Annotated in this window: 18 protein-coding genes; 10 read left to right on the forward strand and 8 right to left on the reverse strand. The window is 33.4% G+C overall.

Annotated features, from left to right (window positions below):
- Positions 1-2: 2 nt before the first annotated feature.
- Positions 3-1,052 (reverse strand): A/G-specific adenine glycosylase, encoded by a 1,050-nt coding sequence (mutY, locus tag BM296_RS02085; RefSeq protein ID WP_091901095.1) that lies wholly within the window; start codon positions 1,050-1,052, stop codon positions 3-5.
- Positions 1,053-1,179: 127 nt separating this feature from the next.
- Between mutY and BM296_RS02090 the strand changes: the two genes are divergently transcribed.
- The 4 genes from BM296_RS02090 to BM296_RS02105 all read left to right on the forward strand — a co-directional run bounded on the left by BM296_RS02090 (position 1,180) and on the right by BM296_RS02105 (position 5,071).
- A complete protein-coding gene (locus tag BM296_RS02090) occupies positions 1,180-1,470 on the forward strand; it encodes an HU family DNA-binding protein (RefSeq protein WP_027065813.1) in 291 nt (96 codons plus the stop codon).
- A gap of 262 nt (positions 1,471-1,732) precedes the next feature.
- Entirely contained in the window at positions 1,733-3,283 is a 1,551-nt protein-coding gene (locus BM296_RS02095) for an Rne/Rng family ribonuclease (protein ID WP_091901097.1), read from the forward strand.
- A gap of 84 nt (positions 3,284-3,367) precedes the next feature.
- Entirely contained in the window at positions 3,368-4,555 is a 1,188-nt protein-coding gene (locus BM296_RS02100) for a hypothetical protein (RefSeq protein WP_091901099.1), read from the forward strand.
- 39 nt (positions 4,556-4,594) lie between these two features.
- Positions 4,595-5,071, forward strand: coding sequence for a regulatory protein RecX (locus BM296_RS02105; RefSeq protein ID WP_091901101.1), 477 nt, complete (start codon positions 4,595-4,597; stop codon positions 5,069-5,071).
- Between the two features lie 13 nt (positions 5,072-5,084).
- Here BM296_RS02105 and BM296_RS02110 read toward each other — a convergent pair whose 3' ends face one another.
- From BM296_RS02110 to bioA, 4 genes are all read right to left on the reverse strand, one after another.
- Entirely contained in the window at positions 5,085-5,951 is an 867-nt protein-coding gene (locus BM296_RS02110; protein ID WP_091901103.1) for a cupin-like domain-containing protein, read from the reverse strand.
- A 77-nt stretch (positions 5,952-6,028) separates the two neighbouring features.
- Positions 6,029-7,123, reverse strand: a complete 1,095-nt coding sequence (bioB, locus tag BM296_RS02115) for a biotin synthase BioB (RefSeq protein WP_091901105.1) — start codon at positions 7,121-7,123, stop codon at positions 6,029-6,031.
- A gap of 112 nt (positions 7,124-7,235) precedes the next feature.
- On the reverse strand, positions 7,236-8,447 hold the full coding sequence (locus BM296_RS02120) for a beta-ketoacyl synthase N-terminal-like domain-containing protein (protein WP_091901106.1): 1,212 nt from the start codon (positions 8,445-8,447) through the stop codon (positions 7,236-7,238).
- An 8-nt stretch (positions 8,448-8,455) separates the two neighbouring features.
- Positions 8,456-9,730 carry an adenosylmethionine--8-amino-7-oxononanoate transaminase gene (gene bioA / locus BM296_RS02125; protein ID WP_091901108.1) on the reverse strand — a complete coding sequence of 425 codons (1,275 nt, stop codon included), beginning with the start codon at positions 9,728-9,730 and terminating at the stop codon, positions 8,456-8,458.
- Between the two features lie 108 nt (positions 9,731-9,838).
- On the opposite strand from bioA, the gene BM296_RS02130 reads away from it, so the two are divergent.
- The gene (locus tag BM296_RS02130) at positions 9,839-11,278 is read left to right on the forward strand and encodes an ArnT family glycosyltransferase (RefSeq protein WP_245786955.1); all 1,440 of its coding nucleotides are present in this window, start codon (positions 9,839-9,841) and stop codon (positions 11,276-11,278) included.
- On the opposite strand, the gene bioD is transcribed toward BM296_RS02130, so the two are convergent.
- Genes bioD through BM296_RS02145 form a run of 3 tightly spaced genes read right to left on the reverse strand, consistent with a single transcriptional unit; the run spans position 11,270 to position 13,441 of the window.
- On the reverse strand, positions 11,270-11,887 hold the full coding sequence (bioD, locus tag BM296_RS02135) for a dethiobiotin synthase (protein ID WP_091901112.1): 618 nt from the start codon (positions 11,885-11,887) through the stop codon (positions 11,270-11,272). The genes BM296_RS02130 and bioD overlap by 9 nt on opposite strands.
- Before the next feature lie 6 nt (positions 11,888-11,893).
- Positions 11,894-12,277 (reverse strand): putative signal transducing protein, encoded by a 384-nt coding sequence (locus BM296_RS02140; RefSeq protein ID WP_027065803.1) that lies wholly within the window; start codon positions 12,275-12,277, stop codon positions 11,894-11,896.
- A gap of 6 nt (positions 12,278-12,283) precedes the next feature.
- Positions 12,284-13,441, reverse strand: coding sequence for an aminotransferase class I/II-fold pyridoxal phosphate-dependent enzyme (locus BM296_RS02145; RefSeq protein WP_091901114.1), 1,158 nt, complete (start codon positions 13,439-13,441; stop codon positions 12,284-12,286).
- 306 nt (positions 13,442-13,747) lie between these two features.
- Here BM296_RS02145 and BM296_RS02150 point away from each other — a divergent pair, with 306 nt between their 5' ends.
- From BM296_RS02150 to BM296_RS19765, 5 genes are all read left to right on the forward strand, one after another.
- Positions 13,748-16,027, forward strand: coding sequence for a PAS domain S-box protein (locus BM296_RS02150; protein WP_091901116.1), 2,280 nt, complete (start codon positions 13,748-13,750; stop codon positions 16,025-16,027).
- Entirely contained in the window at positions 16,024-16,425 is a 402-nt protein-coding gene (locus BM296_RS02155) for a response regulator (protein WP_091901118.1), read from the forward strand. Before BM296_RS02150 ends, BM296_RS02155 begins: the two co-directional genes overlap by 4 nt.
- Positions 16,426-16,532: 107 nt before the next feature.
- On the forward strand, positions 16,533-18,332 hold the full coding sequence (locus tag BM296_RS02160) for a M61 family metallopeptidase (protein WP_091901120.1): 1,800 nt from the start codon (positions 16,533-16,535) through the stop codon (positions 18,330-18,332).
- Positions 18,333-18,866, forward strand: a complete 534-nt coding sequence (locus BM296_RS02165; protein ID WP_091901122.1) for a GNAT family N-acetyltransferase — start codon at positions 18,333-18,335, stop codon at positions 18,864-18,866.
- Between the two features lie 78 nt (positions 18,867-18,944).
- Complete coding sequence (locus tag BM296_RS19765) at positions 18,945-19,433, forward strand: DUF2975 domain-containing protein (protein WP_091901124.1); 489 nt, start codon at positions 18,945-18,947, stop codon at positions 19,431-19,433.
- The last annotated feature ends 2 nt before the right edge of the window (positions 19,434-19,435 follow it).

Here is a 19,435-nt window from a genome sequence, read left to right on the forward strand (position 1 = left end):
TACTAAAATTTAAATGCTTTTATAAAGTCTGCTATTAAAACAGGCACAGGAAATTCAGTTAATTTTTTAATCGAAATCTTACCATCAAAATCATTTTCTGTGTTCACTATCCAGAACTTAGTATGTAAATGTTGATGAGATAATTTATGCACAATGGCATTGTCATTATATTCTAACAACTCAACAGATTCCATATCACCTAACGCTTCCTTATACCTTATAGTAATATCATCAATCTCTAATATTTCTTTTGACTCTAAAAGTGGAAATTCCCAAAGGTTCTGCCAAATACCTTTTCCTTTTCTTTGTTTAAGACTTGTAAATTGAGCTCCATCCATATCCTTATATATAGGTATAAGATAATTGAAGTATCTATTTCTAACTTTTGTCTTCTTTAACTTAAAAGGTAATTGATCAACCAGACCTTTTTCAAGACCTACACAACTATCATTTAAAGGACAAAGGAGACATAATGGTTTCTTTGGTGAACATTGTATAGCTCCAAACTCCATTATACCTTGATTATAATCCCTTATTTCCACTGGATCCATCACTTTTTCAGCTAACGCTTTAAAATATTTAATCCCTTCAGTACTGTTTATTGGTATATCTATACCATAGTATCTAGCCAAAACCCTGTATACATTTCCATCTACTACAGCTTGTGGTTCATTAAAACATATAGATGAAATGGCACTAGCCGTATAATCGCCTACCCCTTTCAGTGTTAAAAGTTTCTTATAATTATCAGGAAATACACCACCATACTCATTTACGACCATTTTGGCCGCCGCATGCAGATTTCTTGCTCTTGAATAGTAACCCAAACCTTGCCAAAGTTTTAAAACTTGTTCTTCATTGGCATTGGCAAGATCATGAACAGAAGGGAAATTGTCTACAAAGCTCAAGTAATACGGGGTTCCCTGGGCAACACGTGTTTGTTGGAGTATTATTTCTGACAGCCATATTTTATAAGGATCAGTAGTCTTACGCCATGGTAAACTGCGTTTGTTTATGTGATACCAATCTAAAATTTTACCCGAAAATGACATGCTCTTGAATACTAAGTTATAAAAGTAGCAGTTTATACACTTAAAATTAACCCATTAGAAAGAAAGATTGAATTTAATTTATATATTTGCAACCCGAAAAAACATACAGAAAATCTAATATTGAAAGATGACGAAAGCGGAAATTGTATCGAAGATCTCAGATAAGCTGGGAATTGAAAAAGGAGATGTACAGGCAACTGTTGAATCCTTTATGGAAGAGGTAAAAACATCATTAGAAAGTGGTGACAATGTTTACCTAAGAGGTTTTGGTAGTTTTATCATTAAAACTAGAGCCGAAAAGACCGGTAGAAATATTTCCAAGAACACAACTATTAAAATACCCGCTCACAACATTCCAGCATTTAAGCCTGCAAAGGTTTTTGTAGAAGGAGTTAAGAGCAACGTACACGTAAAATAATTAATCTTAAAAAAAGAACTTTATGCCAAGCGGTAAGAAAAGAAAGAGACATAAGGTAGCTACACACAAGCGCAAGAAGCGTAGAAGAGCTAACCGACACAAGAAAAAGTAGTTTTATAACTACTTTTTCTTTTTAAAATACGTTCATTGACATAGAGGTCCATAGTTTGGATCTCGGCAGATACTTTTGTATTTGTCTATGGTATTGTTTAATCAGTTCGTTCCCTATTTTAATAGTTGGAACAACTAAATATATATTCAGGTGAATAGAGAATTAATCGTAAGATCTAGTTCCCAAGCCGTTGACTTTGCCTTGTTAAAGGACGGAAAACTCACTGAACTACACAAAGAAGAGAATAGTAACGATTTTTCTGTTGGCGATATTTTTCTTGCCAAAATTAGAAAGCCGGTGACTGGTCTTAACGCAGCGTTTGTTAACGTTGGTTATGAAAAAGATGCATTCTTGCATTACCACGATCTTGGACCGCAACTATCTTCTATGCTTAAGTTCATAAAACAAGTGAGTACTGGAAAATTAAAGGATTACTCCTTAGGAAATTTCCCGTTCGAGACCGATATTGACAAAAATGGTGTTATTACCGATGTCATTAAAGCGAACCAATCACTATTGGTTCAAATTGTAAAAGAACCTATATCTACTAAAGGACCAAGAATTAGCTCTGAGCTATCAATTGCCGGACGTTACTTGGTTATGGTTCCTTTTTCTGACCGTGTTTCCGTATCTCAAAAGATAGCGAGCAAAGAAGAAAAAGACAGGTTAAAAAGACTAGTTAGAAGCATTAAACCAAAAGGATTTGGTGTTATAATCAGAACAGTCGCAGAAGGACAAAAAGTTGCCGAGCTGGACAAAGATCTAGAAAACTTGCTGAACAAATGGACAGCAATGTGTAAAAAATTACAACGTGCTCAAACGCCATCTAAAGTATTTGTAGAACTCAATAGAGCATCATCTATATTAAGGGATGTTTTTAATGATAGTTTTACAGGTATACATGTTGATGACGACACCTTATTTAATGAAATTAAGGAGTATGTTGCGGAAATCGCTCCTGAAAAGGAGAGCATCGTTAAGCACTACAACAACACTAATGTGCCTATTTTTGAAAAATTTGGAATCGAAAGACAAATTAAAACGTCTTTTGGCCGTACTGCCGCAATGAGCAAAGGCGCCTATTTAATTATAGAGCATACCGAAGCACTTCACGTAATAGATGTAAACAGTGGTAATAGATCCAATAAAGCCAAAAATCAAGAAGATACTGCCCTAGAGGTAAATCTTTTATCCGCATCAGAAATTGCAAGGCAGTTACGCCTTCGTGATATGGGCGGTATTATAGTGGTAGATTTTATCGATATGATAAAACCACAACATAGAAAAAGGCTTTTTGAACATCTTAGAGATGAGATGAAAGACGATCGTGCTAAGCACAAAATATTACCTCCTAGTAAATTTGGTTTAATTCAGATTACCCGACAAAGGGTACGACCTGAAATGAATATTAAAACAACGGAAGAAGATCCCAACAACACAGGGAAACAGGTGGAAGCACCAATTGTTTTAATAGATAAAATTACAGCGGACCTTGAAAAACTTTTAAAAGGACCTGCAAAGGACAACAGTATATCTTTAAATATACACCCGTTCATAGCAGCTTATATAACTAAAGGGTTTCCATCAATGAGAACAAAATGGTTCTTAGAATACAAAAGATGGATTAAAATTCAACCGCGCGATGCGTATACGTATCTTGAGTACCGTTTTAAAAATAAAGACGGCAAAACAATATATTAATGAAAAAAGCGATTTCCTTACGGAGTCGCTTTTTTTGTGCCTAAAAAGTAGCGAAAAACAAACTAATTAATCAATACACTTTATATGAAACAGGTACTTGCACTATTCATCCTACTATTTTTAAGCTTTAATACTTTTTCCCAGGTTACTTTTGAACCAGGTTATATTATTGACAATTCGGGACAAAAAACAATTTGTCTAATTAAAAACAATGACTGGGAAAATAACCCAGAATCTTTTGATTATAAAATAAATGAAGCTGCAACAGTGCTAGAAGGAAATGTATACAACATTGCCGAATTTTCTATTGATAACGGCAAAAAATATTTAAGGCAAAAATTAGAAATTGATAGGTCAAAATCTCTAGTAAAAAGGTTAAGCAAAAACAAAAATCCTGAATTCATAACTGAAACTTTGTTTCTGGAACAACTACTTGAAGGTGATGCAAATTTATTCTATTATGAAGACAGTAATCTAATTAGATTCTTTTATAACATAAACAATAGTCCTACGGAACAGTTAGTTTATAAAAAATACCTCACCCCTGACAATCGTATTGGAGAAAATACAGATTTCAAAAAACAGCTATGGGACGAACTTAAATGTGATAATTTATCTCTTGATGATGTAAAGACTACCGATTATAAAAAATCTGAATTAATAGAATTTTTTACTCTTTACAACCAATGTAAAAATCCCGCATATGTAAACACTACCGCTTCTAAAATTAATAATAGAAAAGTTTTTAATTTGGGTTTACGCGCTGGTTTAAATTCTGCTTCAATGGATTTTAAGTCACCACAATCAAGCACAAATTTTAACCTAGACAATAGCTCAAGCTTAAGATTTGGAATTGAACTTGAAGCCACATTACCATTCAATAGAAATAAGTGGTCCATATTTATTCAACCCATGTATCAAAGTTTTGAAGGCGAAGCACAATTAGAATTTCAAAACGTCTTCGTAGATTACAAATCTATTGAAACTTCAATTGGGGTCAGACATTACTTTTTCCTCAACCCAGATTCTAAAATATTTATAAATTCGGCATTTCAAATAGATAGTGCCTTAGATTCATATATAGATTTTGAAACTAGTAGTGATTTTGAAATAGCACCTCGTACTTCCTTTAGTTTCGGATTAGGCTTTGCCCATAAAAATGCAAGTATCAAATTAAACTACAATCCAAGAAGAGCACTGCTTAGCAATTACGCTGCTATTTCATCTGATTATAAAGTGCTCTCTTTAGTATTTGGCTATAACTTTTTATAAACGCGAAAAGTCACTGTTGGTTTATTACTTTTGAGATGTATGAATCAAAAAACAAAAGGCTACACAGTTCAAGAAGCCACTAAAAAAATAGAAAGTTATTGTGCCTACCAAGATAGGTGCCATAAAGAAGTGGTTTCTAAATTGAAAGAAATGGGTATGATTCCATTAGCAGTAGATACCATTATAGCCCAACTAATAGAAGATAGATTTCTTAATGAGGAGCGCTTTGCTAAAAGCTTTGCAAGGGGTAAATTCAACATTAAAAAATGGGGGAAGAATAAAATTGTCAGAGAACTGAAATTCAGAAATATATCCAAATACAATATTACCACTGCATTAAAAGAAATTGAACCTGAAGCATATTTGACTACACTAGATGATTTAGCAAATAAAAGACTTCAACAAATTACCGAAACCAATATTCAAAAAAGAAGAAAAAAATTAGCTGACTACCTTCTGTACAGAGGTTGGGAAAGTCATTTGGTGTATGAAAAACTTCAAGAACTTATAAAATAAAGCCATTTAAACTTTAGGCTTGTATTTTTTGTTTTTTGTTAGTTCTAGAAATGGCTTTCTTATTTTTCCAATCTATCCAATCTTGCCCTTTTAGCTTGCGCATTAATACATCATAGTAACGCATTATTACAATGTTGTACGATGCTTTAGCCAAATTTTTGGGGTTGCGCGCTAATGCTCTTAAACTCATTGAAAAACCCGGAGTATTATATTTCATATAATGCCAATAGCCTTCTGGCATATATAAAACTTCCCCATGTTTTAAAGTTGTTTTGAAACCGTTTGCATTCTTTAAAGCAGGCCACTTATCATAATCAGGATTCGAAAAATCTATACTTTCATGTGTAATTAAAGAATGTGGAACCTTATAAAGATTCTCTGTCTCTGACTGAGGAAATAGCACCACCTCTTTTTCTCCATCAAAATGAAAATGAAAAATATTGGCCAAATCAATATCGTAGTGCATAAAAGTATACGAATCTCTTCCGCCAAAAAAAAGCATAGGCAATCCCTTCAAAAGTTTTAAACCGAAATCTGGAAAAGTGTAATCTTTCTGAAGCGCAGGTACTTCCTTTAATATATTCCAAAGAAAAATTCTATACTTAGTAGGCTCCTTTTTTAATAAATCAACATAATCTGCCATTTTCATTTTGGCGTGTGGCTCATTAAAACCATCTTTATGCTGAACTGGTCTATTATCATACAAAGGCACGGTAATATCTCCCGCAACCTCTTTCATATAGTCCAAATTCCACTTATTAAAAGCAGGCCAATCTACAATAGCCTCTTCTAACACTACAGGTTTTTGAGGCTTAAAATAGTCGTTAATAAAGTTGTCCTTGGTAATATATTTTACCCTCGGAATATCTGCTAACTTCAATTACTCATGGTTTTTTAGGGAAGCCAAAGGTAATTAACGATACCAAAACAATTTCTTAAAAAAGTATTAATATGACCTTAGTCAATAATTTTAGCTTTTTGCTTGGCAGTTTCATTACGCTCAATAAAATGCCCAGGTCTAGACCACTTTGGCTTTTCGCCTAAAGATTGAATTTGAGAATCTGCTGCTTCCACTGTTTTTGGCTGAGATACTTTTGTGAATGGTTTTTGTGGATTTAAGCCCAACATTTTAAACATTGCCATATCCTCATTTACATCAGGATTCGGAGTAGTCAATAATTTATCACCTGCAAAAATAGAATTCGCACCAGCAAAGAAACACATTGCCTGCCCTTCCCTACTCATTTCTGTACGACCGGCAGATAAACGTACTTGGGTCTCTGGCATTACAATTCTAGTGGTAGCCACCATACGAATCATATCCCATATAGATACAGGCTCTATATCTTCCATTGGCGTACCTTCTACCGCAACCAATGCATTAATTGGTACTGATTCTGGTTGGGGATTTAATGAAGTTAAAGCAACTAACATACCTGCTCTATCTTCTAATGCCTCGCCCATGCCAATAATACCACCGCTACAGACGGTAACATTACTTTTACGAACATTTTCAATAGTATCTAAACGATCTTCAAAAGCACGAGTAGAAATAACATCTTTATAATAATCTTCCGAAGTATCTAAGTTGTGATTGTAAGCATACAAGCCTGCTTCTGCCAAACGTTTTGCCTGATTCTCGGTAATCATACCCAACGTACAACAAACCTCCATGTCAAGCTTGTTAATGGTACGTACCATTTCTAACACTTGATCAAATTCAGGACCATCTTTTACATTTCGCCATGCAGCCCCCATACAAACACGAGAACTACCTGAAGCCTTAGCTCTTAGCGCTTGAGCTTTTACTTGAGAAACAGCCATAAGATCATTCCCTTCAATATCTGTGTGATAACGAGCAGCTTGAGGACAATACCCACAATCTTCCGGACATCCGCCTGTTTTAATTGAAAGTAATGTAGAAACCTGTACTGTATTTGGGTCATGATTTTTCCTGTGTACAGTTGCAGCTTCATAAAGTAGCTCCATTAAAGGCTTATTATATATTTCTAGGATTTCTTCTTTTGACCAATTATGTCTTGCTTCGCTCATATAATCTTAGGTTGTTACCAAGGTTCAAAAATAACGGAATTTAAATTGAAAAAATAATTGGAGGTTTTAAAATAATAACCTCATCATCAAATCAAACTTTATTTAAATCAGATCATTCATTCTTACTTACTAAAATACTCACAGCATTACCACCAAAACCAACAGCATTTACCAGTATTTTTTTAAGTTTTCTATTCGTAGTTTTTGACTCCACAAAAGGCACTGAAATCATCCTATTATGTTGTAACATTAAAACTGCCAACTCTAGATTTAGCATCCCCGAGGTTGCGAAAGTGTGACCAATTTTCCATTTGTTAGTAGTCAATTGAGGCATGTAATCCCCAAAAACTTCTTTAATAGCATTGAATTCTGACGAATCTCCTTTAATGGTACCTGGCGCATGCATTACAATTGCATCGACCTCAGCAAAATCTATTTCGCCTAAAGCCATTTTCATAGACTTTTGAAAACATAAAGCATTAGCAGATATAGATGTGTTATGTTTTAATATTTCAGTCGCATAGCCTACTCCCTCTATAATAGCCAACGCATTCTTTACTACTCCTGTTTCTAAACAGGCGACTGAAGCAGCTTCGCCTAAAATCATAGAATTGTATTCTTTCTTCAGGTTTAATGCTTGGCAAGGGTAACTTCGGCTTCGTTCAGTTACCGTTGAGATATTGACTACCGAAGCAGAATTCGACTTGGGCGCTTTTGCATAAATTTTCAATGCCTTCATTTGGGCAATAGTGAAATTGGTCAGCGGCGCTTCACTAGCACCAACCAAAAACTTAGTTGCCATTCCGCTATTTAGCCAAGCTACTCCGTTCAATACAGAATGCAAACCCGTTGAACAGGTGATGGAATGTGATATTTCTGGTCCAACAGCTCCTAAATCATGAGATACCCATGAAGAAATGTTGCCCAATGTTGTTGTAGGCGAGCTTAAGGTAGATGTAATGCCCGTTTCCAAATATTCCGCATGATACTGTTCAAATAATTTTGTAGCCCCTCTAGATGACCCTAAATTGATTCCGAACTCTGAAGTGTTTTCCCAACCAGATTTCTGTACTGCCAATCTAGACGCCACCATTGCGAATAGCACACTATCATCTAACTTTTTATATTTAGTATCAGAATTTCTAAGTTCATCGACTTTTATTTTTGCAGCCGGTAACAATGGTGCAACCCAAGAGGTATTTCTATTTTCTTTTGCTAAAGAAAAGTAATGGTCATTATTTTGATATGCCGCCCAAGTTTCTTCTATTGTACTTCCCAGTGGAGATAAGGAGGCAATGGCCGTTATGGATATTTTTTCTTTCAATTTCTATTCTAAAATGTATCTAATGCTTCAGTAATGGCGTCATAAATTTTCTGAAGTTGTGCATTTGTAATTACATATGGTGGCAATACATAAATTGTATTTCCTAATGGTCTTAATAGCACACCTCCTTGTAAAAAGAAGTTATAAAGTTCATCACGTAAATTACCATAACGTTCCATTTTAATCTGAAGGTCTATGGCTAATATTATGCCCATTACCCTTACTTGTTCTACTTTAATATGACTTTCAATTTTCGATGCAAATGCGGTGTGAGCCTTTTCAATATAAGTTCTTCTTTTTAAGACATCGGGAGAATTTAACAGCTCAATACCCGCTATTGCCGCTACACAACCTATAGGATGTGCACTAAAAGTATGCGCATGAAAAAAACCTTTATGTACCTCATCACTTAAAAACCGATTATAGACTTCTTGAGAACAACTAGTAATACTTAATGGGAACATACCCGCAGTAAGTGCTTTACTTAAACACATAATATCTGGCTTATTCACTAAATTATCTGAAGCAAAATCTTTACCTGTTTTACCAAAACCGGTCATTATTTCATCTGCTATACATAACACCTTGTTCTCATGACATACTCCGATTAATTCATCTAAACCTGTAGCGGAATGAAATTTCATGCCAGCCGCACCTTGTACTAATGGTTCAAAAACAAAAGCAGCACAACTATTCTCTTTTAGTATTTGAGCCAGCATCTTTTTTACTTCACCTATATTATCAACTTGGGGAGTAGGTATACGAACGACTTTCAATAAAAAATCTTCAAACGGACCATTGTAGGATGAGAGTCCAGATGCACTCATTGCCCCAAATGTATCGCCATGAAAACCATCTTCAAAAGCAATTAGGGTATCTCTTTTTTCTCCATTATTATGAAAATATTGAAGCGCCATTTTTATCGCTGCCTCAATTGCCGTAGAACCATTATCGTTGAAGAATAATTTTGCCTGATTTTGAGGCAAAATCTCCATTAACTTCTCTGAAAGTTCAATTGCCGGCTCATGAGTTAACCCGCTGAACATCACAAAATCTAACTTCTGCATCTGTTTGGTCATTGCCGAAATAATATATTGGTTACCATGCCCATACATTACCGTATACCATGATGCTATTCCATCAATATATTCGTTTCCTTCCTCATCAAATAACAAAGCATCTTTAGCCTTTACAATGGGTAATTGCGGCTTGTTTAATTTGTGCTGCGTTAAGGGGTGCCATAAATGTTTTTTATCGCGAGTAGATAGATTTTCCACTTTCATAGAATTTATAATTCTTCATTTTATCTATCTTGCAAAGATCGGGAAATAAACCGCAACTAAGAGATGCCCTTAAAAAGAAAGCTAAAAGCATTTTTAAATTTTTCCCAAATGAAAAATACATCCGTATTTCTCATTTTCTCTTTTATCACCTTTTTTATTCGTTTCCCCTTTTTCTTTAGGGATTATGTAGATCGCGACGAAAGTACTTTTATACTTTTAGGTCAATCTTGGGCTAACGGCTTTTTACCTTATACACAGTTATGGGATTTAAAACCACCATTAACATTTGCTTTCTTTGCTTCAATAATATCTGTATTCGGTAAAAGCTTTATAGCTATACGTTTTACAGGTGCGCTTCTAGTAATTATAACTGCTTATTTTACATATAAAATAGCACATACGACCATTCCTAAAAGGGCTTCTGTTATAATTGGCATATGCTGTATTTTTCTATTAAGCCTTTTTGGAAGCCTACAAGGTGTTATGTCTGAGCATATTTGCATTGCCTTTTTTGTTCCTGCACTTTACATTTTGTTTACTAAGAAATCTACCATTTATATATTCTTAGCTGGTATATTAATGGGTGCCACAGTTATGGTGAAATTGAACATGGCGTTCCCTATTCTATTCATTGGTATATTCTTGCTTTATGAATCCTTTTTCTCTAAGAAAAACATTAACCTAATTCATGTATTATTATTTGGAATTGGTGTTGTAACAGTAATTTTAGCGACTATACTTCCCTACTATTTAAGCGACCAAACACTTGTATGGTGGAGATCAGTAATTTTAGCGCCCTTAGAATACACCGAAGCCAGAAGATACTCCATTTTTAAGTTAGCACCCATTTTTATAATTACCGGTCTATTCTTGATATATGCATTTAAAACCAAATATCTAAATTTTAAAAATAGAACCGAACAACTACTTCTAGTTGCCATTTCAGGTGTTCTGTTCTCTTTTGTTAAAGGCGGAAGAATTAATGGTCATTACTTAATTCAACTACACCCAATGTTACTTATTTTGGTTGGGATCGTCATCTATAATTTAATATTACAATACAAGCCAAAACTACCTGCTTACTTAGCTTTTATAGTCTTATTGATACCTGCTGAGAGTTATTTAGAGTATGCTAATGTCATAAATAATAAATACAAGAAAGGAACTTTTTTTAATGGTGAAGGTTTTTCTGCTCCACAATTTATTTTAGAAAATAATTTGGAAACCAAGAACATTCTATTTTTTGAATATCACATTGGTTATTGGAATTTAAATACGCTACCGCCTACAACCGCTTCTACACACCCTAGTAATATATGCAGAGACGAACTATTTTCGTTTTTTAACAATCCAAGAAAAAACTCCATTGAAGAGCTTCAGTTTATAATGGAAGAATTGCAACCTAAAACAGTTGTAATACGAAAGAACCGGCGAATTTTAGATAAAAAGGAGATTGAGGAAAATGAATATATAGATGCCTATTTAGCCCAACATTATAAATTGCTCGCTACCGTAGATAATGCCGAAATATTACAGCGTTTAGAGTGATTTTAATATCCCCTCAAACCTATCTGCATATTTTTTAATCACCTCTTTCGTAAACTCTTTTTCTTCATCTATTCTACCAATTAAAGAGACACCTGTTTTATGAAGAATAATATTTTCTGTATGTGGATTGGCCTCTCCACTAAATATTACCGAAACATCATATCCTTTATGCAACAACCATTTAATTGTTAAAAGCGAATGATTTATACTACCCAAATAATTTCTTGATACAACAACAACTTTATAATCTGGCATGATAATATCAAACATGGTATCTTCATCATTTAACGGCACTAAAATACCGCCAGAACCCTCTATTATTAGGTGGTTTTCTGTTTCCGGTTCATTAATATGAAACCTATCTATTCTTATACCATCTATTTCTGCCGCTGCATGCGGACTCATTGCAGATTTTAATTCATAACTACATGGGTGAAATTTAGATTTATTGTTAGAGATAAGGCGTTTCACTTTATCCATATCCGTATTATCTAAATCTCCAGCTTGTACAGGTTTCCAATAATCTGCTTGTAGTGCTTCAGTAAATATAGCCGATGCAATTGTTTTACCTACTTCTGTTGAAATTCCTGTTATAAATATTTTCTGCATGTGATTTTACTTTGAGTTTGTGATTATACCACAATTTAAACACTTATATTTTCTTTTTTCGAAAAAAGGAAAAAGTTTATAAAATATTCCATTGCTGTTATAAAATGGCTCTGATCGTTGTGCTTTACAATTGGGACATACAATTGTATTTCCATCGTTATCAACTGCGTAAGCTCTAATTTCATCATATATAGCTATAGCCCTTTCTTTATCTTTTGAGTAAACCTGTAATTTTACACCCCCAATTGCATTACTAATTAACGGATCTGAATTTAAAGTATTTTCATCTCTAAGAAATACAGGAATACCTTCAGATTCTAATTTACCCCTAACAATTTGTACGTCGGCAACATATTCAAAAGAAGCCAGTTGATAGAATTTTTCTTCCATGTTTACTTATATAAAACCAGCTAACAATTTCACCAACAAACCAATTTCTTCTTTAGAATTAAAACTATGTAAACAAATTCTAAGTCGTTCTTGCCCTTCAGGTACGGTAGGTGATAGAATCGCCTTTACATTGAAACCTTTATCAATTAATTTTTTAGATACCTGTTTAACTTTTTTAGAACCTGCTACTATACAACCCTGTATTGGAGTATCACTAGGGATAAAAGACCCATCTATTTTATGTACTTTAAGCTGATTTTTGAAAAACTCTATATGCTCTTTCAATGTTGCTTTTGACTCTTTGCCCAGCTCATTAATATATTCATGTGCCGTTATAATTGTTGCTAAGGTATGAGGAGTTAAAGCCGTGGTATAAATAAAAGGCTTAGCGAAATTAACTAGATAATCTTTTAAATCTTCAGAACCAAGTATTGCTGCACCGTGGCAACCAAATGCTTTGCCAAAAGTAACTGTTCTAGCAAAAACATCATTTTCAAGTCCCAGTTCTGTAATTAACCCTTCTCCATTCTTTCCTAAAACACCAACGGCATGGGCTTCATCGACTATTAAATTATAACCATTAGACTTGGAGAATTTCGCCAATGCTTTTAAATCTGGAGAATCACCGTCCATTGAAAAAACGCTTTCAGATACTATATAAACTGCGAAGTCTTCATTCTCATTTCTTGCAGTGTTTAAGTTGATTCTCTCTTCTAAGCTTGATAAATTATTATGCAAAAAACTATAAGCTTTTGCTTTGCTCATACGAATTCCCTCTCGTATACTAGCATGTACAAATTCATCATAAAAAACTAAATCTCCTCTTTGCGGCAATGCACTAAAAAGACCCATATTAGCATCATAACCAGAATTAAAAACCAATGCCGCGTTAGATTTATAAAATGCAGCTAGCAATGGCTCTAATTTTTGATACAATTTATGATTGCCCGATAAAAGTCTAGATCCACCAGAACCATTTGATGCAATACTCTCGGTCAATAACAGCTGAAAGGTTTTAGAAAACAAGGTTTCATTGGTCGCAAAACCTAAATAATCATTAGAAAGAAAATCTATGAGACCATCAAGCGAATTTAACGACCGAAAAGTATCCTCCTTTTTACGATTTTCTAAAACATTAAGTAATTTTTTGGGCAGTTGGTTCATTTCACAAAAATAGCTTTTCTCTGAAATGATTGTAGCCTAATTAACGAATTCCTGAAATTTTTACCATGTGTATCACCATATTACTGAAAGTCATTCAATCTTTCCACAAAACCAGTGCGAAAATCGTTTTATAAATCTGACTAGTAATGATTTACAAAATCAAAAAAACCACACATTAACGAAAAAATTTTATCCAAAATGATAGAAAGATAAACTAATGGCATATTTTTGCGTCTTTTTTTAAAGAAATTTCCTACTTTAATATTAAAGTAATGGAATAAGTGAATGTCTTTTGACAACAATTAAATGAAAGGGAGCAACATTTTTGATAATAATAGATTAGATGCATTGTTGTCATTTGACGTAATGGATACGCATCCAGAGGCTATCTATGACGAAATTACATCACTTGCCGCGGCTATTTGCAACACCCCGTCTAGTTTAATATCACTAGTAGATGATAAAAGGCAATTCTTTAAATCTCACCACGGGTTAGATATTAATGGTACATCATTAGAAGACTCTTTCTGCAAGAACGTAATTAGTGATGATGTAGATTTACTCATCGTAGAAGACACACACAAAGACAATAGATTTAACGATTATAATCTTGTTAAAAACGACCCCAATGTAGGGTTTTATGCCGGTGCATCATTAACTACAGAAAATGGATATCGTCTTGGTACGTTATGTGTGCTAGATTACCAATCAAGAAAACTCGATAGCACTCAAATTGACGGACTTCAAACTCTTGCAAAACAAGTTGTACAATTATTAGAATTAAGAAGGTCTAAAAAGAAAGAGAAAGACCAAAAATTAGATTTAGAAAGAAAAGGACAACTTCTAGACAATATTGTTTCTGCAACGGGAATAGGTATATGGGAACGTAATCTTAATGAGGATTCTATAATACTAAACAAGCAAGCTTTTGACATTTTTGGTTTGAACAAAGATTCTGTTAATCAATTTAGTACAGACATTTGGTTTAGCCTGATTCATCAAGATGATTTACCAGAGGTTAAGAATAAAATGCTGGCATGCTTAAGCTACCCTTCTGTTGGTTGTAGCGTTCAATACCGATTCTTACAAGAAGATGGCACGTATAAATGGGTTCATGAAAAAGGTAAAGTTTTAAAATGGAGCGATACTAAGAAACCATTGGCAATGTATGGTACCATTCAAGATATCACAGATAAAAAAAATTATAACACCGAGCTTCAAAGGGTTAAAAACAACCAAGAAGCCATGATCAATAGTACTAAAGACTTAATGTGGTCTATAGATTTAGAGTTTAAGCTTATTACTGCAAATACAGCATTCCATGAATTAGTTACAAAAATTCAAGGAAAACCTTTTAATGAGGGTAGTTTAGTTTTTTCTGATCAAGTAGATCAACAGATTACCGAAAAATGGAAATCTTACTACAATAGAGCACTAACCAGTGGTCGATTTTCAGTGAAACAAAAAACACAAAATCCTAGAAAATTTTGGACTACCTATGGTCTGACGTCATTTGACCTTTTGTACAATAAGGAAGGTGAAAAAATTGGGATTACCTGTTTTTCTAAAGATATAACCTCAGAAGTTTTATCTCAGCAAGTTTTAATGAGCGCCAAGGAAGAGATGCAAAAAATAATGGATACTTCTTTAGATATCATTTGTACGTTAGATGAGGAAGGATATTTTTTAAGCATTAATAAAGCATGTAAAAGGGTTTGGGGATACAATCCAAAAGATTTAATAGGTACTAATTATCTTTATTTAGTATTTAAAGATGATGTTGAACTAACTAAAATTTCAGCTGAAGCTGTTTCTTCTGGTGAAAAAATAGTCAATTTCGAAAATAGATATGTACATAAAAACGGAACTATTGTTCCTATGCTTTGGTCTTCTAATTGGGATGAGAAAGATCGTATTTATTACTGTATAGCTAGAGACAATACCGAAAAGAAAAAAGCCATTGAGCAATTAGAAAATAGTGAGCGCCGATATAAAACTTTAGTACAGGAAGGAAGTGATATGATATGCATTGTTGACGAGAAAGCCGTATTTTCTTATGCAAGCCCCACATCAACGAAAATATTAAATATTACACCAGAAGAGTTTGTTGACACTAATGCATTTGAATATGTACATCCTGAAGATTATACAACGGTTTATAATGAATTTATAAAAGTTTTAGATTGCCCCCAAGTAGCTATTAAGCCATTTAGATTTAAACATGGTAATGGACATTGGATCTGGTTAGAAACCATTATAACAAATAAGTTAAACGAGCCATCCATTAAAGGGATTGTAGTAAACTCTAAAGAAGTTACCACCAAGGTTCAACATTTAAAAGCTATTGAAGAACAGAATGCCCAGCTTAAGAAAATTGCATGGACCCAATCTCATATCGTCAGGGCCCCTGTCGCTAGATTAATGGGCTTGATTGATTTGTTGAAAGATGATAAGGAAAAGTTAAAACCGGAAGAAAAAGAACGTATTCTTAATTATATAATTACCTCTGCAGATGAAATTGACCATGTTATAAAAGATATAGTTGAAAACACTATTAATGCAATTGACCTAGACGAAATTACATGAATTACCAACTACTATTAATTGAGGATGATCCTATATTCACATTTTTACTGGAAAAGGGAATTGATCATGCAGAACTGGAAGGCGAAGTACTAAGGTTTTTAAATGGTAAACCTGCTATTGATTATTTAACTAAAGAATATTCAGATAAAAACAACTATATCATATTTCTTGACCTTAATATGCCTGTCATGAATGGTTGGGAATTTATGGAGCAATTAGAAGTTTTAGCCAAAACAGATAATTGTATGGTGTTTGTTTTAACGTCTTCTTCATATCGTGATGATATTGAAAAATTAAAGAAAAAACCACTAGTAGCAGAGTTTGTAACAAAACCTATTACCGAGTATCACCTAAAAGGAATTAAAGAAACCATTCTAAATAAATTTGAAAAAAACTAGAGCAACTAAGTCCTATTTTTTTTCCAACTTCTAACGTTTTAATTATTAAAAATTTAATGTAGATACATACTTGAAACAGCTTCATTATCTTAGCTAAAAATCATAGTATGCGCTATTTTATTCTTTTTATCATTTTTGGTTTTCAGTCAATACAAATAATTGCACAAACCAATTCATATTCTATTTCTTTTGAAAATGCCGTTCATCATGAAGCTAATGTCTCTGCTACCTTTCCAGATATAGCATCAGATACTTTAACACTTAGAATGAGTAGAACATCGCCTGGTAGGTATGCTCTACATGAATTCGCCAAAAATGTTTACAACTTTAAAGCAAAGGATAATAAAGGAAATTCACTACAAGTTTCTAGAACAAACCCATATGAATGGAAAGTTTCGGGCCATGATGGTACCATTGTAATTTCATATACACTTTTTGCCAATAGAGGCGATGGTACCTATTCGCAAATAGATGAGTCTCATGCACATTTAAATATACCGTCAACATTTATGTATGCCCCTATATTAAATGAAAGAGAAATTGAAGTAGATTTTAAAACAAGAGACGATTTAAATTGGAAAATAGCTACACAATTACCACACGTAAAAGACAACATCTATAGTGCTCAAAATCTCTACTATTTTATGGATAGCCCTACAGAGTTAAGCAATCATAAGACCAGAGAGTTTAATGTAGATGGACAAAAAATAAAACTAGCATTACACGACCCGGGTACCGAAGAAGAGGCTGATACTTATTTTGAAAAAATTAAAAAAGTCGTACTTGAAGAAAAGGAAGTTTTTGGAGCATTACCTTCATTTGATTATGGTTCATACACCTTTTTAGCATGCTATGTTCCAAATGCATCTGGAGACGGTATGGAGCATAGAAATTCTACAATTTTAACCAGCACAAGAACTTTGGCAAATGGAGGTATGGAAGGTAACATAGGTACCGTATCCCATGAATTTTTTCATAGCTGGAATGTAGAGCGCATACGACCAAAATCTTTAGAACCTTTTAATTTTGAAGAAGCAAACATGAGTGGAGAACTCTGGTTTGCAGAAGGCTTTACAAGCTACTACACCAATCTTATTCTTTGTAGAGCAGGACTAATTACTCCTGAAAAATATGTTGAAGGGTTAACTGGCACCTTCAACTATGTATGGATTTCACCTGCCAGGCAATTTTTTAACCCTATTGAAATGAGTTACCAAGCTCCTTTCGTTGATGCATCAACCTCTGTAGACCCTGTAAACAGGGAGAATACATTTATCTCTTACTATTCGTATGGTAGCGTTCTTGGTTTAGCTCTTGACCTTTCTTTAAGGGAAAAAGACTTAAATTTAGATGATTTCATGAAACTAGTCTGGAATACCTACGGAAAAACTGAAAATTCGTATAGTATTGAAAACTTAAATGAAACCTTGAACATTTATGCCGGTGACACTTTCGGTAATAACTTCTTCAACCGTTTTATTCACAAAAGCGAAATGCCAAGCTATACCGACCTATTTAAAACCGTAGGTGTTAGTTTGTCTCAAAATACAGAAGCGGCTTATATTGGCGCCGCTGTATCTATAACAGATGATTTAAACGGTAAAATTCAAAGCAATACCAGAATTGGGAGTCCCGCTTATATTGCCGGATTAGATAAAGATGATATCATCACATCAATAAACAATAAACCTTTCCCTAACGGAATTCAATTTAATACGTTTATCAAAGATGAATTCAAACCAAAAGATACCCTTTCAATAACATTTTTAAGAGAAGGTATAGAAAGAAAAACAGAAGTCACTTTAACCTCTGACCCAAACTATGCCATCAACTTAATTGAGAAAAATGACAAAACTCCTTCAAAAAAAGTATTAAAAGCCCGCCAAGCTTGGTTAAAAGTTGAATAAATGAGTCTAATTTATACTACAGCCACAACTACTGAAGAATTAATACAAATTCTCTCTTTACAAGAAATGAATTTAAAATCGTCTGTTTCCGATTTAGAAATGGAACAAGAGGGTTTCGTTACCGTTCACCATACTTTAGATGTTCTGACAAGAATGAATAATGCCTGTCCACATATCATTGCCAAAGATGGCGATAAAGTGGTAGGCTACGCATTATCGATGACCGATGATTTTAAAGATGAGATTTCAGTTCTAAGACCAATGTTTACAGAACTAGAAAATGTAAACATTAAAAATTTTATTACCATGGGGCAAATATGTGTTGCCAAAAGCCATAGAAAGTTGGGTATTTTTCGCGGACTTTATAATGCTATGAAAATTGCCTCTTACCCTAAATATGACGCTATCATCACAGAAGTTGATGCTACTAATACTCGTTCTTTAGGAGCTCATTACGCCGTAGGATTCAAAAAAATATGTACATATAATAGTTTAGGTCAAGATTGGGAATTGATCTCTTTGAAGACTCTTTAAAAATACAAAATTTAATTTTATTATTGTTTTTCGATAATTTTTATATATTTGTTATCGTTAAACAATAATAATTGTAATATGAAGAATCTTATTTTTTTTCTATACCTATTAATTTGTCTTTGGATTATAGGAGGATTAGTTGCAATTTTTAGATCAAGTTCAGATCTTTACAACTTGATTTTAATAGAAAACGTCTACGATAACTTAACAATTCCTATTTGCATTTTAATAGCAAAAATTAGTATCAGCAGTATTTTAACCTTTTATTTATTGAAATTTAGTAGAGTCATAAATAAACTAAACCTTGAAAATTTTCTATCCAAGAAAAACGGAAAATCTTTTAAAACTATTGGAAGAGTATTTTTGTACTATTCTTTTATAAGATTATTTATCAACATAATTGAAATTTCGCTAGGTGAAAATTACCAGAAATTAATAGAATATAATACTAAAGGAGTCATTGAAGGTGTTGTAACGTTATTAATTACTTCTTTATTCCTTTTAATTATATCAAAAATAATTGATCAAGGTTATTACTTTAAGAATGAAAACGACCTAACCATATAATT

This window comes from Maribacter stanieri (assembly GCF_900112245.1).
GTDB lineage: Bacteria > Bacteroidota > Bacteroidia > Flavobacteriales > Flavobacteriaceae > Maribacter > Maribacter stanieri.

Coding starts and splice junctions, on each gene's coding strand:
- mutY (WP_091901095.1), bottom strand. CDS start 1,052: ATGTCATTTTCGGGTAAAATTTTAGATTGGTATCACATAAACAAACGC.
- BM296_RS02090 (WP_027065813.1), top strand. CDS start 1,180: ATGACGAAAGCGGAAATTGTATCGAAGATCTCAGATAAGCTGGGAATT.
- BM296_RS02100 (WP_091901099.1), top strand. CDS start 3,368: ATGAAACAGGTACTTGCACTATTCATCCTACTATTTTTAAGCTTTAAT.
- BM296_RS02105 (WP_091901101.1), top strand. CDS start 4,595: ATGAATCAAAAAACAAAAGGCTACACAGTTCAAGAAGCCACTAAAAAA.
- bioB (WP_091901105.1), bottom strand. CDS start 7,123: ATGAGCGAAGCAAGACATAATTGGTCAAAAGAAGAAATCCTAGAAATA.
- bioA (WP_091901108.1), bottom strand. CDS start 9,730: ATGAAAGTGGAAAATCTATCTACTCGCGATAAAAAACATTTATGGCAC.
- BM296_RS02130 (WP_245786955.1), top strand. CDS start 9,839: ATGAAAAATACATCCGTATTTCTCATTTTCTCTTTTATCACCTTTTTT.
- bioD (WP_091901112.1), bottom strand. CDS start 11,887: ATGCAGAAAATATTTATAACAGGAATTTCAACAGAAGTAGGTAAAACA.
- BM296_RS02140 (WP_027065803.1), bottom strand. CDS start 12,277: ATGGAAGAAAAATTCTATCAACTGGCTTCTTTTGAATATGTTGCCGAC.
- BM296_RS02145 (WP_091901114.1), bottom strand. CDS start 13,441: ATGAACCAACTGCCCAAAAAATTACTTAATGTTTTAGAAAATCGTAAA.
- BM296_RS02150 (WP_091901116.1), top strand. CDS start 13,748: ATGAAAGGGAGCAACATTTTTGATAATAATAGATTAGATGCATTGTTG.
- BM296_RS02155 (WP_091901118.1), top strand. CDS start 16,024: ATGAATTACCAACTACTATTAATTGAGGATGATCCTATATTCACATTT.
- BM296_RS02160 (WP_091901120.1), top strand. CDS start 16,533: ATGCGCTATTTTATTCTTTTTATCATTTTTGGTTTTCAGTCAATACAA.
- BM296_RS02165 (WP_091901122.1), top strand. CDS start 18,333: ATGAGTCTAATTTATACTACAGCCACAACTACTGAAGAATTAATACAA.
- BM296_RS19765 (WP_091901124.1), top strand. CDS start 18,945: ATGAAGAATCTTATTTTTTTTCTATACCTATTAATTTGTCTTTGGATT.